At 71.0% G+C, this 18,017-nt stretch carries 15 protein-coding genes and 1 tRNA gene; 10 read left to right on the top strand and 6 right to left on the bottom strand.

Features of this window, described 5'->3' with window-relative positions:
* Positions 1–7: 7 nt before the first annotated feature.
* From ACIP79_RS06685 to ACIP79_RS06675, 3 genes are all read right to left on the bottom strand, one after another.
* Complete coding sequence (locus tag ACIP79_RS06685) at positions 8–1,537, bottom strand: Stp1/IreP family PP2C-type Ser/Thr phosphatase (RefSeq protein WP_383678848.1); 1,530 nt, start codon at positions 1,535–1,537, stop codon at positions 8–10.
* 128 nt (positions 1,538–1,665) lie between these two features.
* Complete coding sequence (locus tag ACIP79_RS06680) at positions 1,666–2,187, bottom strand: FHA domain-containing protein (protein ID WP_383678850.1); 522 nt, start codon at positions 2,185–2,187, stop codon at positions 1,666–1,668.
* Between the two features lie 10 nt (positions 2,188–2,197).
* Positions 2,198–3,049: an FhaA domain-containing protein gene (locus tag ACIP79_RS06675; RefSeq protein ID WP_401220190.1), complete on the bottom strand. Its 852-nt coding sequence runs from the start codon at positions 3,047–3,049 to the stop codon at positions 2,198–2,200.
* 582 nt (positions 3,050–3,631) lie between these two features.
* Between ACIP79_RS06675 and ACIP79_RS06670 the strand changes: the two genes are divergently transcribed.
* Positions 3,632–3,714, top strand: a tRNA-Leu gene (locus ACIP79_RS06670).
* Positions 3,715–4,055: 341 nt separating this feature from the next.
* Here the strand turns inward: ACIP79_RS06670 and ACIP79_RS06665 are convergent.
* On the bottom strand, positions 4,056–4,709 hold the full coding sequence (locus tag ACIP79_RS06665) for an FMN-dependent NADH-azoreductase (RefSeq protein WP_401220188.1): 654 nt from the start codon (positions 4,707–4,709) through the stop codon (positions 4,056–4,058).
* Between the two features lie 239 nt (positions 4,710–4,948).
* Between ACIP79_RS06665 and ACIP79_RS06660 the strand changes: the two genes are divergently transcribed.
* The 4 genes from ACIP79_RS06660 to ACIP79_RS06645 all read left to right on the top strand — a co-directional run bounded on the left by ACIP79_RS06660 (position 4,949) and on the right by ACIP79_RS06645 (position 8,998).
* Complete coding sequence (locus tag ACIP79_RS06660; protein WP_401220186.1) at positions 4,949–5,311, top strand: winged helix-turn-helix transcriptional regulator; 363 nt, start codon at positions 4,949–4,951, stop codon at positions 5,309–5,311.
* A 204-nt stretch (positions 5,312–5,515) separates the two neighbouring features.
* Positions 5,516–7,129, top strand: coding sequence for a DUF2252 domain-containing protein (locus ACIP79_RS06655; protein ID WP_401220184.1), 1,614 nt, complete (start codon positions 5,516–5,518; stop codon positions 7,127–7,129).
* A gap of 523 nt (positions 7,130–7,652) precedes the next feature.
* Positions 7,653–8,456 carry a hypothetical protein gene (locus tag ACIP79_RS06650; protein ID WP_401220921.1) on the top strand — a complete coding sequence of 268 codons (804 nt, stop codon included), beginning with the start codon at positions 7,653–7,655 and terminating at the stop codon, positions 8,454–8,456.
* 212 nt (positions 8,457–8,668) lie between these two features.
* Entirely contained in the window at positions 8,669–8,998 is a 330-nt protein-coding gene (locus ACIP79_RS06645) for a rhodanese-like domain-containing protein (protein ID WP_383678981.1), read from the top strand.
* Between the two features lie 57 nt (positions 8,999–9,055).
* Here ACIP79_RS06645 and ACIP79_RS06640 read toward each other — a convergent pair whose 3' ends face one another.
* Positions 9,056–10,189 carry an acyl-CoA dehydrogenase family protein gene (locus ACIP79_RS06640; RefSeq protein WP_401220183.1) on the bottom strand — a complete coding sequence of 378 codons (1,134 nt, stop codon included), beginning with the start codon at positions 10,187–10,189 and terminating at the stop codon, positions 9,056–9,058.
* Positions 10,190–10,633: 444 nt separating this feature from the next.
* On the opposite strand from ACIP79_RS06640, the gene ACIP79_RS06635 reads away from it, so the two are divergent.
* Genes ACIP79_RS06635 through ACIP79_RS06625 form a run of 3 tightly spaced genes read left to right on the top strand, consistent with a single transcriptional unit; the run spans position 10,634 to position 13,979 of the window.
* Positions 10,634–11,977: a DUF5819 family protein gene (locus ACIP79_RS06635; protein WP_401220180.1), complete on the top strand. Its 1,344-nt coding sequence runs from the start codon at positions 10,634–10,636 to the stop codon at positions 11,975–11,977.
* Positions 11,974–13,197, top strand: a complete 1,224-nt coding sequence (locus ACIP79_RS06630) for an HTTM domain-containing protein (RefSeq protein WP_401220177.1) — start codon at positions 11,974–11,976, stop codon at positions 13,195–13,197. Before ACIP79_RS06635 ends, ACIP79_RS06630 begins: the two co-directional genes overlap by 4 nt.
* The gene (locus ACIP79_RS06625) at positions 13,194–13,979 is read left to right on the top strand and encodes a TrmH family RNA methyltransferase (protein ID WP_401220174.1); all 786 of its coding nucleotides are present in this window, start codon (positions 13,194–13,196) and stop codon (positions 13,977–13,979) included. Before ACIP79_RS06630 ends, ACIP79_RS06625 begins: the two co-directional genes overlap by 4 nt.
* A 30-nt stretch (positions 13,980–14,009) precedes the next feature.
* Here ACIP79_RS06625 and paaN read toward each other — a convergent pair whose 3' ends face one another.
* The gene (gene paaN, locus ACIP79_RS06620) at positions 14,010–15,716 is read right to left on the bottom strand and encodes a phenylacetic acid degradation protein PaaN (RefSeq protein ID WP_401220171.1); all 1,707 of its coding nucleotides are present in this window, start codon (positions 15,714–15,716) and stop codon (positions 14,010–14,012) included.
* Positions 15,717–15,875: 159 nt separating this feature from the next.
* On the opposite strand from paaN, the gene ACIP79_RS06615 reads away from it, so the two are divergent.
* Complete coding sequence (locus ACIP79_RS06615) at positions 15,876–17,390, top strand: 3-hydroxyacyl-CoA dehydrogenase (protein WP_383678867.1); 1,515 nt, start codon at positions 15,876–15,878, stop codon at positions 17,388–17,390.
* The gene (locus ACIP79_RS06610; protein ID WP_383678869.1) at positions 17,387–17,977 is read left to right on the top strand and encodes a TetR/AcrR family transcriptional regulator; all 591 of its coding nucleotides are present in this window, start codon (positions 17,387–17,389) and stop codon (positions 17,975–17,977) included. Before ACIP79_RS06615 ends, ACIP79_RS06610 begins: the two co-directional genes overlap by 4 nt.
* The last annotated feature ends 40 nt before the right edge of the window (positions 17,978–18,017 follow it).

Raw genomic sequence — 18,017 nt, 5'->3', positions numbered from 1 at the left:
CGGCTGCTTACTGCTTACCGCACAGCGAGACCAGCTTCTGCTCCTCGTCGGAGAGGCTGGGGCCGGGTGTGGGAGTGGGTGCGGTCGTGGACTTGGACGAGGACGCCGAGGGGGTCGGCGTCGGTGTGGCCTTGGACGTCAGGGAGGTCTTTGTGGTTCCCGTGGTTCCGCCGGCCTCGCCCTCGCCGGTCTTGGCGTTCTTGTCGGCCTCGGCGGCGCGGCGTTCGGAGTCCTTCTTGCAGGCGGAGGCCTGCACGGCGAGCTCGTCGATCTTCGACTTGGCGTCGCTGAGACCGCCTTCGGCGATGGTCGCCTCGATCTGCTTCTGCTGGTAGGGCGGCAGGTACTTGAGTTCGATCTCGGGGTGGTCCTTCTCCACCTTCGAGAGCGAGACCCAGGCCAGGTCCTGGCTGATGCCCCGGTACAGCGCCACGTGCTCGTCCTTGGCGCCCACGAAGTACTGCGTCTGGGTCCAGCGGTAGCCGCCGTAGAGGCCGCCGCCGATGACACCGAGCGCGAGCACGATGAAAAAGGACCTCTTCAGCCACCTGCGCCGGGGGCGGGGCTTGACGAAGTCGTCGTCGGAGTAGCCGCCGAAGCCGCTGGTGTCGACGTATCCCGTGGTGTCGCCGCTGCCGGGCGGGCCGAACTCGCCGCCGCCCTGGCCGGGCACCTGGCGGCCGAGGCTAGAGGCCCGGCCCGCGGGTGTCTGCATCGCGCCGTTGTCGTGGAGCTGGTGCTGATGCTGGTTCTCGGCGACGGCGCCGACGACGACCGGGGTGTCGGAGAGCTGGGCGGCGAGGGTGTCGCCGCCGTCGATGTCCAGGACGTCGGCGACGATGACCGTGATGTTGTCCGGGCCGCCGCCGCGCAGCGCGAGCTCGATGAGCTGCTGCACGGTCTCCTGCGGGCCCTGGTAGCTGGCGAGGGTGTCTTCCATCGTCTGGTGGGAGACGACGCCCGACAGCCCGTCGGAGCAGATCAGATAGCGGTCGCCGGCGCGGACCTCACGGATGGAGAGGTCGGGCTCGACGTGGTCGCCGCTGCCCAGCGCGCGCATGAGGAGCGACCTCTGCGGGTGGGTCGTCGCCTCCTCCTCGGTGATGCGTCCCTCGTCGACGAGGCGCTGCACCCAGGTGTGGTCCTGTGTGATCTGGGTGAGTACGCCGTCCCGCAGCAAGTAGGCGCGGGAGTCCCCGACGTGCACGAGTCCGAGCCGCTGGCCGGTCCACAGGAGGGCGGTGAGGGTCGTCCCCATGCCTTCCAGCTGGGGGTCCTCCTCGACCATCATGCGGAGCTGGTCGTTGGCCCGCTGCACGGCGGTGCCGAGCGAGGTGAGGATGTCGGAGCCGGGCACGTCGTCGTCGAGGGCGACGATCGTGGAGATCACCTCGGAGCTGGCGACCTCACCAGCGGCCTGGCCGCCCATCCCGTCGGCGATCGCGAGCAGGCGTGGACCGGCGTAGCCGGAGTCCTCGTTCCCCTCTCGGATCATGCCTTTGTGCGATCCGGCGGCGAAGCGCAGTGACAGACTCATGCGCACCTCGCCCGTCGGCTCCGGGTACATCCGCACGGTGCCCACCCTCCGGTCGGGAGCGCGCGGGCGTCCTTCGTCTGGACCGCCGCCGCGTGCTCGCTCCGCTCGCGCCTATTCATGATGTAGCACTACTTCCGCAGCTCGATGACGGTCTTGCCGATGCGGATCGGCGCGCCCAGCGGAATCGGTGTGGGGGTCGTCAGTCGGTTCCGGTCGAGATACGTGCCGTTGGTGGATCCGAGGTCCTCGACGATCCACTGGCCGTCACGGTCCGGGTAGATCCTGGCATGCCTGCTGGACGCGTAGTCGTCGTCCAGCACGATGGTGCTGTCGTGCGCGCGCCCCAGCGAGATGGTCTGCCCCTGCAGGGCGACCGTCGTTCCCGTGAGGGTGCCCTCCGAGACCACGAGCTTGGTGGGAGCGCCGCGTCGCTGGCGGCCGCCGCTGGGGGCGGCGGCCTGTTGGCGTTGTTGCGGTGGCGCGGCCTGGCGCGCGGCCGGCTGCTGCCTGTTGGCGTCCCGTCGCGACCCGCGCTGTGTGACACGCGTTCCGAACAGGTCGCTGCGGATGACCTGCACGGCCACGATCACGAACAGCCACAGAACGGCCAGGAAACCCAGCCGCATGACCGTGAGGGTCAGCTCTGACATTGCCCCCGCTTCACCCTTCGGCTTGCCGGTAAATGATGGTGGTGCTGCCCACGACGATCCGCGAGCCGTCGCGGAGCGTAGCGCGGGTGGTGTGCTGCCCGTCCACCACGATGCCGTTGGTGGACCCGAGATCCTGGATCGTCGAGGGCGTTCCGGTCCGGATCTCACAGTGCCGGCGCGATACGCCGGGGTCGTCGATCCGCACGTCGGCTTCGGTGCTGCGGCCCAGCACCAGCGTCGGGCGGGAGATCTGATGGCGGGAGCCGTTGACCTCGATCCAGTGCCGGGTCCGGCCGCTGGGCTGGACGCTCGGTACCGCGGTGGGCCGCTGGCCCATGGGCGCGGGAGCCGGACGTCCGCCGGGCGGTGGCGCGGCGGGCATGGGCGGAGCGCCGGCCGGCTGGGCGGCGGGCGGATAGCCGTAGCCCCCGGCCCGGCCCGGGGCCGCCGGGCCCGCGGGAGCGCGCTCCGGGGCCTGCTGGTTGGTCGAGGAGGCGAGCGTCCGGCTGCGCACCCGGTACAGACCGGTGTCGAGGTCGTCGGCCTTCTCCAGATGGACCTTGATGGGGCCCATGAACGCGTAGCGCTGCTGCTTCGCGTAGTCGCGCACCATGCCGGCGAGTTCGTCGCCGAGCTGCCCCGAGTAGGGGCTGAGGCGCTCGAAGTCCGGCGTGCTCAGCTCGACGATGAAGTCGTTGGGTACGACGGTCCGGTCGCGGTTCCAGATCGTGGCGTTGTTGTCGCACTCCCGCTGGAGTGCTCCGGCGATCTCCACGGGCTGGACCTCGGACTTGAACACCTTGGCGAAGGTGCCGTTGACCAGACCTTCGAGACGCTGCTCGAACTTCTTCAGGACTCCCATGGGGCACCTCCTCCTTCGTAGCCGTCCTGGTACAGCTTGCTGTCGTCGGGTTGTCGGTACTGCGGGTCCTGCGGGTGTAGCCGATCCTGCCGGTGATGCGGGTCCTGCTCGTACTGCTCACTGATCGTATCTACGCGCCGGGAAATCGGGTGGTTCCCCCTGTCGGCCCGGTCGACGGATGTCGACGGCTTCCGAAGTCCCTTCCCGAAGTTCCCTGCGATGTGCCTTTTCGAACTCCCTGCGGGCACTGCTCCTGCCAAGGATCGTAGAGGCGGCCCACGACCAGTGTCCCGCACCTGACTGTGCGGGCTGCCCTGCTCCTGGGTAGATGGCCAGGACCGGTACGAGGTTGATACGTGAACAGGTTCTGCTTGGTACCCAGGACCGTCGCAGGCTCCCCGCCGGCCCGGCCGCCGGGGAGGTGGCCTGGGCGGGAGCCCGGTTCGGAAGGGCGCCGACGCGGTCCCGCGGAGGGCGTGTGCCCGCCCTAAAGGGATGTGATTCCACCCCGATCAGCGTGCTAATCTTCTCGATGTCGGCAGGCGCTCACACCACTGGTGAGAGACGGACGACACGCTTGATGCGCGAGTGGCGGAATGGCAGACGCGCTGGATTCAGGTTCCAGTGCCCGCAAGGGCGTGGGGGTTCAACTCCCCCCTCGCGCACACAGGGAGCACCGAAAAAGTGCTCCGGTTGTACTGAGGGAACGGGCGGCATCGTGATAACGATGCCGCCCGTTCTTGTTGTGTCGGTGTTGCGGTCGGCGTGGTGCCGATGTCGTGTCGGGCCGGTGTGGTGCCCGGAGACGTGAACGCGGGCTGCCGACGGCTGTGTGGCTGTCGGCAGCCCGCGTTCGTGCGCCGCGTCTTCTGCGTCACGCGTCGTGCGTCACGCGTTGTGCGGTGTTTGTCGTGCGGTGTCCGGTGTTGATCTTCGGTCGGCCGGGTGGGGGCGAGGGCCGGTGGTCACCCGGCGTCTGTGAGGAACGTCTCAGGGGTTCCGGCGGCTACGCGGCCAGGCGCTCGGCGAGTTCCTTGGCCTTGGTGGCCGCTTCGTCGAGGGCCTTCGTGCGGGAAGCCTCGAAGAGCGGGATCAGTTCGGACATCGCCGGGTTCTGCGGCGCCGCGGTGAGCTCGGGGACGATGAAGTCGAGGTCCAGGGCGAGCATGTCGCGCAGGACGGCCTCCAGGTAGTTCTGCACGAACTCGTAACCCTCGCGCGGGCTTCCGGGCCCGTAGGAGCCGCCCCGGCTGGCGACGACGGTGACCGGCGTGCCCTTGATCTTCGAGTCCTCGGTCGCCGCGGTGCGGCCCATCAGGATGATGCTGTCCAGCCACGTCTTGAGGGTCGAGGGGATGGCGAAGTTGTACATCGGGGCGCCGATCAGGATCGCGTCCGCCCTCTCCACCTCCTCGATGAGAGCCACGCGCGCGGCGAACGCGGCGGCCTGCTCCGGGGTGTGCGCGTCCGGGGCGGCGAAGCCCGCGGAGTGGGCGTCGGCGGTGATGTGCGGCACCGGGTTCGCGGCGAGATCGCGGTAGATCACGGTGCCTTCCGGGTGCTGCTCCTCCCATGCCTTGCGGAACACGTCCGTCACCGCGCGGGAGGCGGAGGCGGAGCCCGGGAACACGGATGAGTCGACGTGGAGAAGCGTTGCCATGGAGATCTCCAAAGGAGTGGGGAGTGAGTGGGGGGTGGGAGTGGTCAGCGGCAAACCCGGGCGGAGGGCCCGGGAAGCCGGTACGGAGCAGCACGGAACCGGCGTGGAACCGGCATGGAACGGTATGGATCCGGCATGGAACCAGCGCCCCGGGAGGGCTTCTTTTTCGTACTCGACTATAGATAACACAGCTACTTACTTTTTTTCATCCCCTTGCGTGAGCGCAGTACCCTGAGGGCATGCCAGAACTGGGAAGCCACGAGGACGCAGGGCCGTGCCAGCAGGTCGATGACGGCATGACCCGTGTCTTCCAGCTGCTCGGAAAGCGCTGGACGGGCCTGGTCGTGTCCGTGCTGCTGCAACGGCCGGTCCACTTCGCCGAACTGCGCAGGGCGATCCCCGGCATCAGCGAACGCATGCTCTCCGACCGGCTCACCGAACTCGGCGCGGCCGGACTCGTCGTGCGCGAGGTCGACGAAGGTCCTCCGTTGCGGGTCTCCTATCGGCTGACGGAGTCGGGGGCCGCGCTGGCACCCGCGCTCAAGGAACTGGGGACCTGGGCGGAGTCGCATCTGCCAGGGAGCGGCGGGTGTCCTGGCTGAGGTGAGGCGGGGGCGCCGGGCGTCGCCCAGCTTGCGGAGCGCTCTGTCGGCAGGTCTCCCGTCTGCCTCGATGTCCGCGTGGCTGACCGCGCCGGCCCGCGGGATTTCCACAGGATCCGAGTTGTCCACAGGCTCTGACGCCTCTCGGCGAGCGGCTGTACCGTCGTCGCAAGTTGATGTTCATGCACGGGGGAGGCGGTCGGAATGACCGAGCTCGGTACAGAAGTTCTGGCGCGCGAAGTGGACGAAGCGGGCGAAGCGCTGGAGGAGGCCGCCCGGTCACGGGGAGGGGCCGGGGGACGGGAAGCGACCCAGCCACCTGAAGCGACCCAGGCACAGGAAGCGGAAGCGGAAGCGGAAGCGACCCAGGCACGGGATGCCCTGCAGCCGCAGCCGCAGCCGCAGCCGCAGCCAGAGCCGCGGCCGAGGCAGACGTCCAGGGCGCGAGCGGTACGCGGCTTCGCGACGTGGCCCGTCCAGGGCTCGCCGAAGGCAGAGGGCAAAGCCCTGCGCGAGCGAGTGCCGCGCACCACGCACGCCGAGTTCTCGACGGACACCGGCAGGCCGGACGCCGTCAGCGCGGTGGAGGAGTCCAACCGCGGACGCATCCCCGGACTCACCCCGATACGGGTCGGCAGGATGGCCGCCACGCCCTTCGCCTTCCTGCGCGGTTCCGCCGGCCTGATGGCGTACGACCTCGCGCGCACCCCCATGACCGGGATCAGCGCCCAGATCTGCGGTGACGCCCACGCGGCGAACTTCGGCCTCTACGGAGACGCGCGCGGCGGACTCGTCATCGACCTGAACGACTTCGACGAGACGGTGCACGGCCCCTGGGAGTGGGACCTCAAACGCCTCGCCACCTCGCTCGTGCTCGCGGGTCGCGAAGCCGGGGCCGACGAGGACGCCTGCCGCAAGGCGGCACACGACACGGTCGGCTCCTACCGCCGCACCCTCAGACTCCTCGCGAAGCTCCCGGCGCTGGACGCCTGGAACGCCATAGCGGACGAGGAACTCGTCTCACACACCGCCGCCCACGACCTGCTCGGCACCCTTGAGCGGGTCTCCGAGAAGGCGCGGGGCAACACCAGCGGGCGGTTCGCGGCGAGGTCGACGGAAGCCGTGGAAGGCGGTGGCCGGCGTTTCGTGGACGCGTCGCCGGTGCTGCGCCGCATACCCGACGCGGAGGCGGACGCGGTCGCCTCGTCGCTGGAGGAGTACCTCACGACGCTGTCGGAGGACCGCCTCCCCCTCCTCGCCCGGTACGCCGTGCACGACGTCGCATTCCGAGTCGTCGGCACCGGCAGCGTCGGTACGCGTTCCTACGTCGTCCTGCTCCTGGACCACCGGGGCGAGCCCCTCGTGCTCCAGGTGAAGGAGGCCCGTGCCTCGGCGCTGCTTCCGCATCTGGCGACGGCGGGCCACGCGATACCTGACGTGCCGCACGAGGGCCGCCGTGTCGTCATCGGCCAGAAGCGCATGCAGGTCGTCAGCGACATCCTGCTCGGCTGGACCACCGTCGACGGTCTGCCCTTCCAGGTGCGCCAGTTCCGCAACCGAAAGGGCAGCGTCGACCCCGCCGCCCTCGCCGCCGACCAGATCGACGACTACGCCCGCATGACCGGCGCGCTCCTGGCCCGAGCCCACTCCCACAGCGTCGACCCGCGCCTTGTCGCCGGCTACTGCGGCAAGAGCGAGGAACTGGACGAGGCCATCGCCTCCTTCGCCGTGGCCTACGCGGACCGCACCGAGGCGGATCACGCGGAACTGACGAGCGCGGTGCGGGCGGGGCGTATCGGGGCTGAGTTGGGGGTTTGAGGGGTGGGGTGAGGGGGCGAGGGGTGGGGGAGGGAGGGGGTGGGGGGAGGGCCCCCCAAGCAGTGGTCCCGAGTACCCCCGGAGCCCCGTGGCCTACGCTGGTCGGGTGACGACGCCGGAAGCCGAGCAGAGCCAGTCCGAGCCCACCGACGAGGGGGCCCGGGAGCGGTCCGGTGCCCTGGGGAGTGAGGCGGACGGGTCCGCCACAGCGGACTCCCCCGAGGCGCAGCCCGGGGGCGGGCCGTCCTCGTCGACGGAGCCGGTGAGCGAGCCGTTGCGGCAGGCGGCCGGCGCTGGGAGTGAGGCGCCCACACGGCCTGAAGGCGGTTCGACCCACCAGAGCGGCGCTGAGGCCGAGGCCTCTTCGCAGGCGGGGCCCGGAACGGGTCCCGTAGAAGGTTCGGAAGCGGATCCCGAAGCGGCCTCTGGAGCGGATCCTGAAGCGGTCTCCGGAGCGGATCCCGAAGCGGTTCCCGGAGACGAGCCGGCCGGGGTCGGCGGTGCGGGCGGGGCGGCCGGGCAGGTGGAGGCCGATACCGAGGCGCGGCCCGAGGCGCGGTTGGAGCGGGCTGTCCGGGCGGCCGAGCAGGCGTTGATCGAGTTCGAGATCGCCGTGGAGACCTTCCGGGTCGAGGTCGACAACTTCTCGCGGCTGCACCACCAGAAGCTCGGACCGATGTACTCACGGCTCGACGAGCTGGACGCGCAGATCGCCGAGGCCCGGGCGGCGCGTACAGGTGACCCGGAGGACCTGCGCAAGGCGGACGAGGCGCGGGCGCGGGTCATGCCGATGCCGGGTGTCGAGGAGCTGTTCCACGGCTGGATGGACTCCGAGGGACTGTTCCCGGAGGCTGTCGCGATGCTCACGGACCAGCCCGTGCGGCCCCCGCAGCGGGTGCGCCCCAGTGACGAGGCCCGCAAGCTCTACCGCGAGCTGGCCCGCAAGGCTCACCCGGACCTGGCGCAGGACGAGGACGAGCGCAAGCGGCGCGACGAGTTCATCACCCGGGTCAACGCCGCCTACGCCCGGGGTGACGAGGCGCTGTTGCGGGAGCTCTCCGCGGAGTGGGCCGCCGGTCCGGTGCCCGAGGAGTGGAAGCCGAGCCGTAGCGAGGAGCTCTACGCCCGGCTCGAGTGGCTCTCCCAGCGCAAGGAGATGCTCACCTTCTTCGCCCGCGAGCTGGAGGAGAGCGCCATCGGCGCGATGCTCAAGCTGGCGCCGGAGGATCCCGACCGTCTCCTGGAGGAGATCGCCGAGCAGTTGCTGACCCAGGTCGGTGAGCGTGAGACGGAGCTGGCCGAGCTGACGGGCGGCGACGCTCCCTGAATCCGGCCGGCCGGTCGGACCCGTATCCACCGCTATCCGCATCCAGCCGTACCCATCCCCATCCGTAGCGAGCCGAGCCGAGCCGTAGCCGACGTAGACGGAGCAGGGCCGTAGCCGTGCCGTAGCCGCGCGGCTGATGCGCGGGAGTCCCCAGGGGGACCGGACTGTCCGTGGGGTCGGGTAGCGTCGGAGCCATGAGTTTCGGAACTGGTGTGCCCACGGTCGTGGTCGGGGATCTCGCGGACGGAGACTTCCTGCTGGACGTCCGCGAGGACGACGAGTGGGAGGCGGGTCACGCCGATCGGGCGCTGCACATCCCGATGAGCGAATTCGTCGCGCGTTACGGCGAGTTGACCGAGGCGGCGCCGCAGGATGGCAAGGTGCACGTGATCTGCCGCTCCGGTGGCCGTTCGGCGCAGGTCACCATGTATCTGGCCCAGCAGGGCATCGACGCGGTCAACGTCGACGGCGGCATGCAGGCCTGGGCGGCGACCGGTCGGCCGGTCGTGAACGACGAGGGCCGGCCGGGCTTCGTGCTGTAGGGCGTCTTGTCCGCACTCGGATTGCTCCCGTTGGGGGGCGCCTGGCGCACCGGAGGTTCAGCCCAGTGGATGGGCCGCCAGCAGATCCCCCAGTGCCTCCTCGTGCGCGGCCGCCGGCCCGAGTGACAGCTCCAGTTGCTTGGCCCAGGCGTGGTAGCGGTGCAGCGGATAGTCGGTGTCGGCGCCGAATCCCCCGTGCAGATGCTGTGCGGTCTGCACGACCCGCCGTACCCCTTCCGAGGCCCAGATCTTGGCGACGGCCACGTCCCCGGACGCCGGGAGCGCGCCTCCCGCTCCGGTGCCGATCCGCCATGCGGCCTGCCAGAGGGTCACTTCCATCGCGCGCAGGTCGATGTAGCGGTCGGCGGCCTGCACGGCGACCGCCTGGAACGTGGCGACGGGGAAGCCGAACTGCTCCCGCTTGCCGGTGTACTCGCTCGTCATGCCGAGTACGCCCTCCCCGAGGCCGAGCGCCAGCGCGCACGTCCCGGTGGCCAGCAGTTCGCGCGACCACTCCCACGCGCCGTCCGCCTCGATGACCTCGCGGGCGGCGATCCGCACGGACTCCAGGCGCAGTTCCCCGAGTCGCTCGCCGCTGGTGGAGATCTGTTCGGCGACTACGACCCCCTCGTGGACGCGGGGTACGAGGGCGAGGACGGTCCGGTCGGCGGCGGTGTGCGCGGGTACGAGGATGAGGTCGGCGTTCTGTGCCCAGGGGACGGCGGTCTGTGTTCCGTCCAGCACCCACGCGTCGCCGTCCTGTCGTGCGGTCACGGCGAGTTCGGCCGGGTCATGGCCGCTGCGACCGTTCGCGGCGACCGTCAGGACCAGCTCGCCCCGGCCCGCGCGCGTGAGCAGCCGTGTCTTCAACTCCGCGCCGCCGTAGCGCTGCACGGTCGCCGCCGCCGCGCCGCTCTCGAGCAGGGGCACCCGCGCGAGCACCTTGGCCGACTCCCGCAGTACGAGACACAGTGCGACGGGGTCGAGGCCCGCCCCGCCGTACTCCGTGTCCAGGAGCAGACTCAGCAGGTCCGCGTCGGCGAGCCTGGCCCACAGCGCGCGGTCGAAGTCCTCGGCCACGGCGCCCGGGGTGAGCGCGGGGCTGGGCACCCCGTCCGGTGCGACCCCGGCGAACACGGCCTTCGCCGCCTCGACCGCCGCCAGGTGTTCCTCGGTGAAGGTGAAGTCCACTGTCCCGTCCTCCCACGCACCGGCCGGTCGACCAGGCGGACGCCTGATCTGACGGAGCGTCAAGATAGAACAGGTTCTACAAGAAGGGAACGGTCGGTGGTGACCTCGCTCGGCGGCGACCCCGGCCAGCGGTGACCCCGGCCAGCGGTGACCCCGGCTGGCGGTGACTCCGGCCGGGGTTGACGCCGCAGGTGAAGCTACCGACCGTTCGGTTTGTTCGGGTCTACTCGATTCATAGGCGGGACGAGTCGCCGTAAGGTGTCAACCGCTGTGGATGACCTCGTGGCCGCCGATGTGACCGCTGTGGCTTCTGGGGCTTTGCCGGGCGAACTGGCCTGAGTACCGTTCCCGTGCGAACGCCGCAGTGCGGGGCCCGCGGGCGCTACGACCACGCGGCGCGGCCTCCGTGGTGGGCTGTGGACCGGAATCGGGGATAGGGGCGGAATGGACGCGTACGACGAGGGCTCGAACGGCCGACACGGGCCGGACGCGCCCGACGGCCCCGCGCCGGGCAGGCGCGGCGATCCCCCCGCACCGGACGCCCGGAACGCAGCGGACGCCCGGAACGCACCGGCCGCCCGGAACGCACCGGCCGCACCCCTCGCACCGGCCGCACCCCTCGCACCGGCCGTCCCGAACATCCCCGGCGCACGTGAGACCTCCAGCACCCAGGAGAACGCCGGTTCGCGCGAGCGGTCCACGCCCCACGAGAACTCCGACGCACGCGAGGCCTCCAGCCGCCCCGAAAACGACAGTCGCCACGAGTCCTCCAACACCCGCGAGAGTTTCGGCACCCGCGAGACCTCCAGCGCACTCGAGAACGCGAGCGCCCACGAGAACTCCAGCCGGCACGGGAACACCGGCGTGCCCGACCTCCCCACCGCACCTGACGAGTTCGCCATCCCCGACCTCCCGGCCGCCACCGCCGAGGCCGGCGCCCCCGACCTCCCCGCTGACCCCGACGGGCCCGGCGCCTCTGACCTGCCCAACGAAGCGGGCGCGACCGGCGTGCCCGCCGCGGCCACCTCGTCCGAGGGACCCGCCGACCGGCGCCCCCCGCCCGCGGAAGACGCCCCGGATACCCCGGCCACCCCGGACACCTCCGACGCCCAGGCCACCCCCACCCCCCCAGGGATAGCCAACCTCTCCCTCGGTTATCAGGTGGCCGCCGCCTTCGCCATGGCGATCGTCGCGGTCATCGCCTGTGTGCACCTGGGGATGGTGTTCCTGCATCTGGCGCCCTCGAACACCGTCTCCAAGCAGCACGGCCGTGCGGTCGAGGAGTGGATCTACCCCGAGTTCGAGCAGAACTGGAAGCTCTTCGCGCCGAACCCGTTGCAGCAGAACATCGCGGTCCAGGTGCGTGCCCAGGTCCGTACGCCGGACGGCACCAGTCGCGAGACCGGCTGGTACGACCTGTCCGCGCTCGACGGCGCGGCTATCGACGGCAATCTGCTGCCGAGCCACACGGACCAGAACGAACTGCGCCGGTCCTGGGACTTCTTCGTGAACTCGCACGACGCCGACAACCGGCCCACGGGCATGCGCGGCGACCTGTCCGAGCGGTATCTGCGCCGGATCGTGGTGCTGCGTCTGGACCGTTTGCAGGCCGGAGGCGAGCAGGCGGTGATCGAAAGAGTCCAGGTCCGATCGCGTACGACCAGTGTGACGCCTCCCAAGTGGAGTCAGGAGACGGTGTCCGACAAACCCGTGCTCCGCGAACTGCCCTGGTGGTCCGTCCCCGAGAGTGACCAGCAGCAGGAGACGGCGGAGGCGAGCGCCCGATGAGTTCCTTCTCCCTGTCGCTCACGCGCGGCATCACCCGGGTCACCGGGGCCGCTCTCGGCCCCTACCAGAGCGCCGTGATCCGTATCGGGTTCTCCGTGACCTGGCTGCTGTTCCTGCTGCGCGAGTTTCCGCACCGCCAGGAGTTGTACGGGCCCGACGCGCCGTGGAGCTGGGACATCGCCCAGCAGCTCATCGCGAACAACCACGCCTTCACGATCCTGATGTGGTCCGACAGCCAGGTGTGGTTCGAGATCGTCTACGTCCTCGCCGTGCTGGCGAGCCTGGCGCTCCTGCTGGGCTGGCGGACCCGCACGGCCTCCGTCCTCTTCATGGTGGGCGTGCTCTCGCTGCAGAACCGCAGCGTGTTCCTGGGCGACGGCGGGGACAACGTCATCCACCTGATGGCGATCTACCTGGTGTTCACGCGCTGCGGACAGGTGTGGTCGCTGGACGCGCGGCGGGCGCGGCTCGGACGGGAGGCACGCGCGCGTGGCGAACGGGTACGGCCCGACCGGGTCGGCGTGGCGCTGTGGGGAGCGCTCGGTCTCGCGCTGGCGGCGGCGACGCTCGCGGGCCGGCTCAGCGCCGGCTGGGGGGTGGTCTTCTGGGGGCTGTGGGCGGTGCAGGCCCTGTGGTGGGTCGTCGACAACCGCGTGCGCGGTGCCGAGCCCCGGGTCCTGCTGGACATCGTCGCCAACCTCGTGCACAACGCGGCCCTGTTCGTGATCATGGCCGAGGCCTGTCTGATCTACGCGACCGCGGGCTGGTACAAGATCCAGGGCTCGCGCTGGCAGGACGGCACCGCGGTCTACTACCCGCTCCACCTGGACTACTTCTCGCCCTGGCCGGCTCTGTCCGACCTGCTGACCGGGTACGGCACGATCGTGATGCTGGTGACGTACGGGACGGTCATCGCGCAGGTCGCCTTCCCCTTCACCCTGTTCAACCGGCGGGTCAAGAACGTGCTGCTGGTCGTCATGATCACGGAGCACGCGGTGATCGCCGTGGTGCTCGGCCTGCCGTTCTTCTCGCTGGCGATGATCGCCGCCGACGCGGTGTTCCTGCCGACGTCGTTCCTGCTGCTGCTCGGTGGATGGGTGGCACGCGCGCGTGGAGGGCTCTTCTCGCGCGGCGAGGGGGCCGTGGTGCCCGGCCCGCGTGCGGACGAGCCGAGCGCCCCGGATCCGGCCGAGCCCACGCACGTAGGCTCCAAGGCATGAACGACCCCGACAGCGGGCCCGGCGCCACGGCTCCCCAGGACGCCGTACGGGCCTGGCACCGGCTCGCCGACGGTTCCGTCCTGCTCGACGGCTTCCACGCCCTCAAGCACGCGCTGCGCTTCCAGGCGCGGGTGCCGGTGGCCGTCACGACCGACCGGCGCGCGGCGCTCGCGCTGGCCGGTGAACTGGCCCCGGACGTACGGGAGGCCGTCGACGGCCTGCTGGTGGAGGTCCCGGAGGCGACGCTGAGGGCACTGGTGCCGCGACCGCACCCCACCTCGGTGGCCGCTCTCGCCGTACGTCCGTCCCGGGCGGCCCACCTGGAGGCGCTGGCCCGCATGCCCCGCCGCACACCCGTGGTGGTCCTCGACAACCCGCGCAACCTCGGCAACGCCGGGGCGGTGATCCGCCTCGCGGCGGGCTTCGGCGCGACCGGGGTGGTCACGACGGGTTCGCTCGACCCGTGGCATCCCACGGTCGTACGCGGCGGGGCGGGTCTGCACTTCGCGACCGCCGTGGAGCGGCTGCCGGTGGACGAGCTGCCGCCGGGCCCGGTGTTCGCCCTCGATCCGGAGGGCGAGGACATCCGCGGGCTCAAGCTCCCCGACGACGCCGTCCTCGCCTTCGGCTCCGAGCGCAGCGGCCTGTCCGCCGAACTCCGGGCCCGCACCGACCACCTGGTGTCCCTGCCGATGCGCCCCCAGGTCTCCAGCTACAACCTCGCGACCAGTGTGGCGATGACGCTGTTCCACTGGAGCGCGACCGGGGGCGCGACGGCCTGAGGGCCGGGGTCTGCCGGGCGGGCGACAGGCCTAGGCGTCCCTGCGCACCTCCACCACGCGGAAGCGGTTGGCGACGAACGCTCCGTCGGACAGCGCCGCGTTGGCCGCGGGGTTGCCGCCCGAGCCGTGGAAGTCGGAGAACGCGGCCGTCTGGTTGACGTACACGCCGCCCGTGAGGTTCAGCGAGAGCTGGGCGCACTCCTCCAGGCAGACCTCCTGGACGGCCTGCTCGAACTCCCCGGAGGTCGTGTAGGCGCCGACCGTCATCGCGCCCTTGTCGCGGATCGTGCGGCGCAGCAGGTCCACCGCGTCCGTGGCCGAGTCGACGGCGACGGCGAAGGAGACGGGCCCGAAGCACTCGCTCAGGTAGGCGGCCTCGTCGTCCGCGCCCTCCCAGTACTTCCGCGCGCCGTCGAGCTTGACGATCACCGGCGTACGGACGACCGCGTCCGGGAACTCCGGGTTGCTGACCTCCCGTGAGGGGAGCGCGACTTCGCCGAGGCCGGCGGCGGCCTCCAGGCGGGTCCTCACGTCGGGGTTCACGATGGCTCCGAGGAGGGCGTTGGCGCGGGCGTCGTCGCCCAGGAGTCCGCCGACCGACTTCGCGAGGTCGGCGACCACCTCGTCGTAGGACTTGGCGCCGTCCTCCGTGCCGATGCCGTCGCGCGGGATCAGCAGGTTCTGCGGGGTGGTGCACATCTGGCCGCTGTAGAGGGACAGGGAGAAGGCGAGGTTGGACAGCATGCCCTTGTAGTCGTCCGTCGACTCCACGATCACCGTGTTGACGCCGGCCTTCTCCGTGTAGACCTGTGCCTGGCGGGCGTTGGCCTCCAGCCAGTCGCCGAAGGCCGTCGAGCCCGTGTAGTCGATGATCCGGATCTCGGGCCGTACGGCGAGGGTCTTGGCGATGCCCTCCCCGGGGCGCTCCGCGGCGAGCGCCACCAGGTTCGGGTCGAAGCCGGTCTCGGTGAGCACCTGGCGGGCCACCTGGACGGTGAGCGCGAGGGGCAGCACCGCGCGCGGGTGGGGCTTCACGAGCACGGCGTTGCCGGTGGCGAGGGAGGCGAACAGGCCCGGATAGCCGTTCCACGTCGGGAAGGTGTTGCAGCCGATCAGGAGGGCGGTGCCGCGGGGCACCGGCGTGAACTCCTTGGTCATGGTGAGGGGGTCCCGCTTGCCCTGGGGTTTGATCCACGTCGCGCTGTCCGGGGTGCGGACCTGCTCGGCGTACGCGTAGGCCACCGCTTCCAGGCCGCGGTCCTGGGCGTGCGGGCCGCCCGCCTGGAACGCCATCATGAAGGCCTGGCCGCTGGTGTGCATGACGGCGTGGGCGAACTCGTGGGTGCGGTCGCTGATCCGCTTGAGGATCTCCAGGCAGACCGCGGCACGCGCCTGGGCGCCCGCGTCGCGCCAGGCGCGCTGACCGGCCCGCATGGCGGGCAGCAGCACGTCGACGTCCGCGTGCGGGTAGGTGACGCCCAGTTCGACGCCGTACGGGGAGACCTCGCCGCCCACCCAGTCGTCGGTGCCGGGCTGGCCGAGGTCGAGGCGGGTGCCCAGGAGTGCGTCGAAGGCGGCCTTGCCCCGCGCCATGTCCAGGCTGCCGTTCTCGCCGTACGCCTTGGGGTGCTCGGGGTGGGGGGACCAGTACGCGCGCGTGCCGATCGCTTCCAGGGTCCGGTCGAGGGTGGGCCGGTGCTGGGCGATCAGCTGGTGCGTGGTGAGTGCGGCGGCCATCAAGGACCAACTCCTCGTCTCGAGAACACTTCGTGAGCTCATGACCTGGGCAGGAACAGGCGCGGAAAGAGGCGGACAGAGTTAGAGTAACCGAACGATCGGTCGGGACAAGGGGGTCCGCCGCATCTGTGGAAAACCGTGTGCGGGAGGATCGCGAGCATGACAGCACCCGACCTCAGTAGCCCTGTCGCCGTCGTCGGCACCGGCACCATGGGCCAGGGCATCGCCCAGGTCGCGCTGGTCGCGGGCCATCCGGTGAGGCTCTACGACGCCGTGCCGGGGCGGGCCGACGCGGCGGCCGGGGCGATCGGCGCGCGGCTGGACCGGCTGGTCGAGAAGGACCGGCTCAGCGGCGCCGACCGGGACGCCGCGCGTGCCCGGCTGCGCCCGGCGGACGCTCTCGCCGACCTCGCCGACTGCGTGCTCGTCGTGGAGGCCGTGGCCGAGCGGCTCGACGTGAAGCAGCAGTTGTTCCGCGACCTGGAGGACATCGTCGACGACGACTGCCTCCTCGCCACCAACACCTCGTCCCTGTCCGTCACGGCCATCGGCGGCGCCCTGCGCAACCCCGGCCGGCTCGTCGGACTGCACTTCTTCAACCCGGCGCCGCTGCTGCCCCTGGTGGAGGTCGTCTCCGGGTACGCCAGCGACTTCTCGTCGGCCACGCGCGCGTACGAGCTGGCACGCTCCTGGGGGAAGACCCCGGTGGCCTGCGCCGACACCCCGGGGTTCATCGTCAACCGCATCGCGCGGCCGTTCTACGCCGAGGCCTTCGCGGTGTACGAGTCCCAGGCCGCCGACCCGGCCACCATCGACGCGGTCCTGCGCGAGTCCGGCGGTTTCCGGATGGGCGCCTTCGAACTGACCGACCTCATCGGGCAGGACGTCAACGAGTCGGTCACGCACTCCGTGTGGCAGGCCTTCTTCCAGGACGTGCGGTTCACACCCTCGCTCGCCCAGCGCCGGCTCGTCGAGTCCGGCAGGCACGGCCGCAAGACGGGACAGGGCTGGTACGAGTACGGGGAGGGCGCCGACCGGCCCGAGCCGCACACCGCGGAACAGGCGCCGCCGCCCGCCCACGTCGTCGTGGAGGGCGACCTGGGCCCCGCGGCCGAGCTCCTTCCGCTGATGCGCGAGGCGGGCATCCAGGTCCGCGAGGACGAGGAGGACCACGGCACGCGGCTGCTGCTGCCCAGCGGCGGCCAACTGGTCCTCGCCGACGGCCAGACCTCCGTCGAGTTCCGTGACGTCGTCTACTTCGACCTGGCGCTCGACTACCGCAAGGCGACCCGGATCGCCCTGTCGGCCTGCCAGGACACCGCCGCCCAGACCCTCGCGGAGGCCGTCGGCCTCTTCCAGGCGCTCGGCAAGGACGTCAGCGTCATCGGTGACGCCCCCGGCATGATCGTCGCCCGGACCGTGGCCCGGATCATCGACCTGGCGCACGACGCCGTCGCCAAGGGCGTCGCCACCGAGGAGGACATCGACACCGCGATGCGCCTGGGCGTCAACTACCCCCTGGGCCCCTTCGAATGGAGCCGCAGGGTCGGCAGGACCTGGGCGCACGACCTCCTGGAGGAGCTGCACCTGCGCGAACCCTCCGGCCGTTACGCGCCCTCGCTCGCGCTGTACCGCCACGGACACACCGCCGACAAGCGGGAGGGCACCTCATGACCACGGCCAAGCGGGACACGTACACCCCGGAGACCCTGCTCTCCGTCGCCGTCCAGGTGTTCATCGAGCGCGGCTACGACGGCACGTCCATGGAGCACCTCTCCAAGGCGGCGGGCATCTCCAAGTCGTCGATATACCACCATGTCTCCGGCAAGGAGGAATTGCTGCGCAGGGCCGTCAGCCGGGCCCTGGACGGTCTCTTCGGGATCCTCGGCGAGGAGCACGCGCGCGTGGGGCGTGCCGTGGAGCGCCTGGAGTACGTGGTGCGGCGCATGGTGGAGGTGCTCACCGCCGAGCTGCCGTACGTGACGCTGCTGCTGCGGGTGCGCGGCAACACGGACACCGAGCGCTGGGCCCTGGAGCGGCGCCGCGACTTCGACCACCAGGTGGCCGAGCTGCTGAAGGCGGCGGCCGCGGACGGGGACGTACGCGGTGACGTGGAGGTCCGGCTCGCGACCCGGCTCGTCTTCGGGATGATCAACTCGGTCGTGGAGTGGTACCGGCCGGACGGGCGGGGTTCGAGCGAGCGGGAAGTGGCCGACGCGGTGACCGTGCTGGTCTTCGGCGGGCTGCGCAAGGAGTCCTGAACTCCGCGGTCACCAAAGGGGCCTTGAAGGAGCGCGGGGC

It is taken from the genome of Streptomyces sp. NPDC088747, from assembly GCF_044751025.1.
In the GTDB taxonomy this organism is placed as follows: domain Bacteria; phylum Actinomycetota; class Actinomycetes; order Streptomycetales; family Streptomycetaceae; genus Streptomyces.
This window is presented reverse-complemented; position numbering and strand designations above follow the sequence as displayed.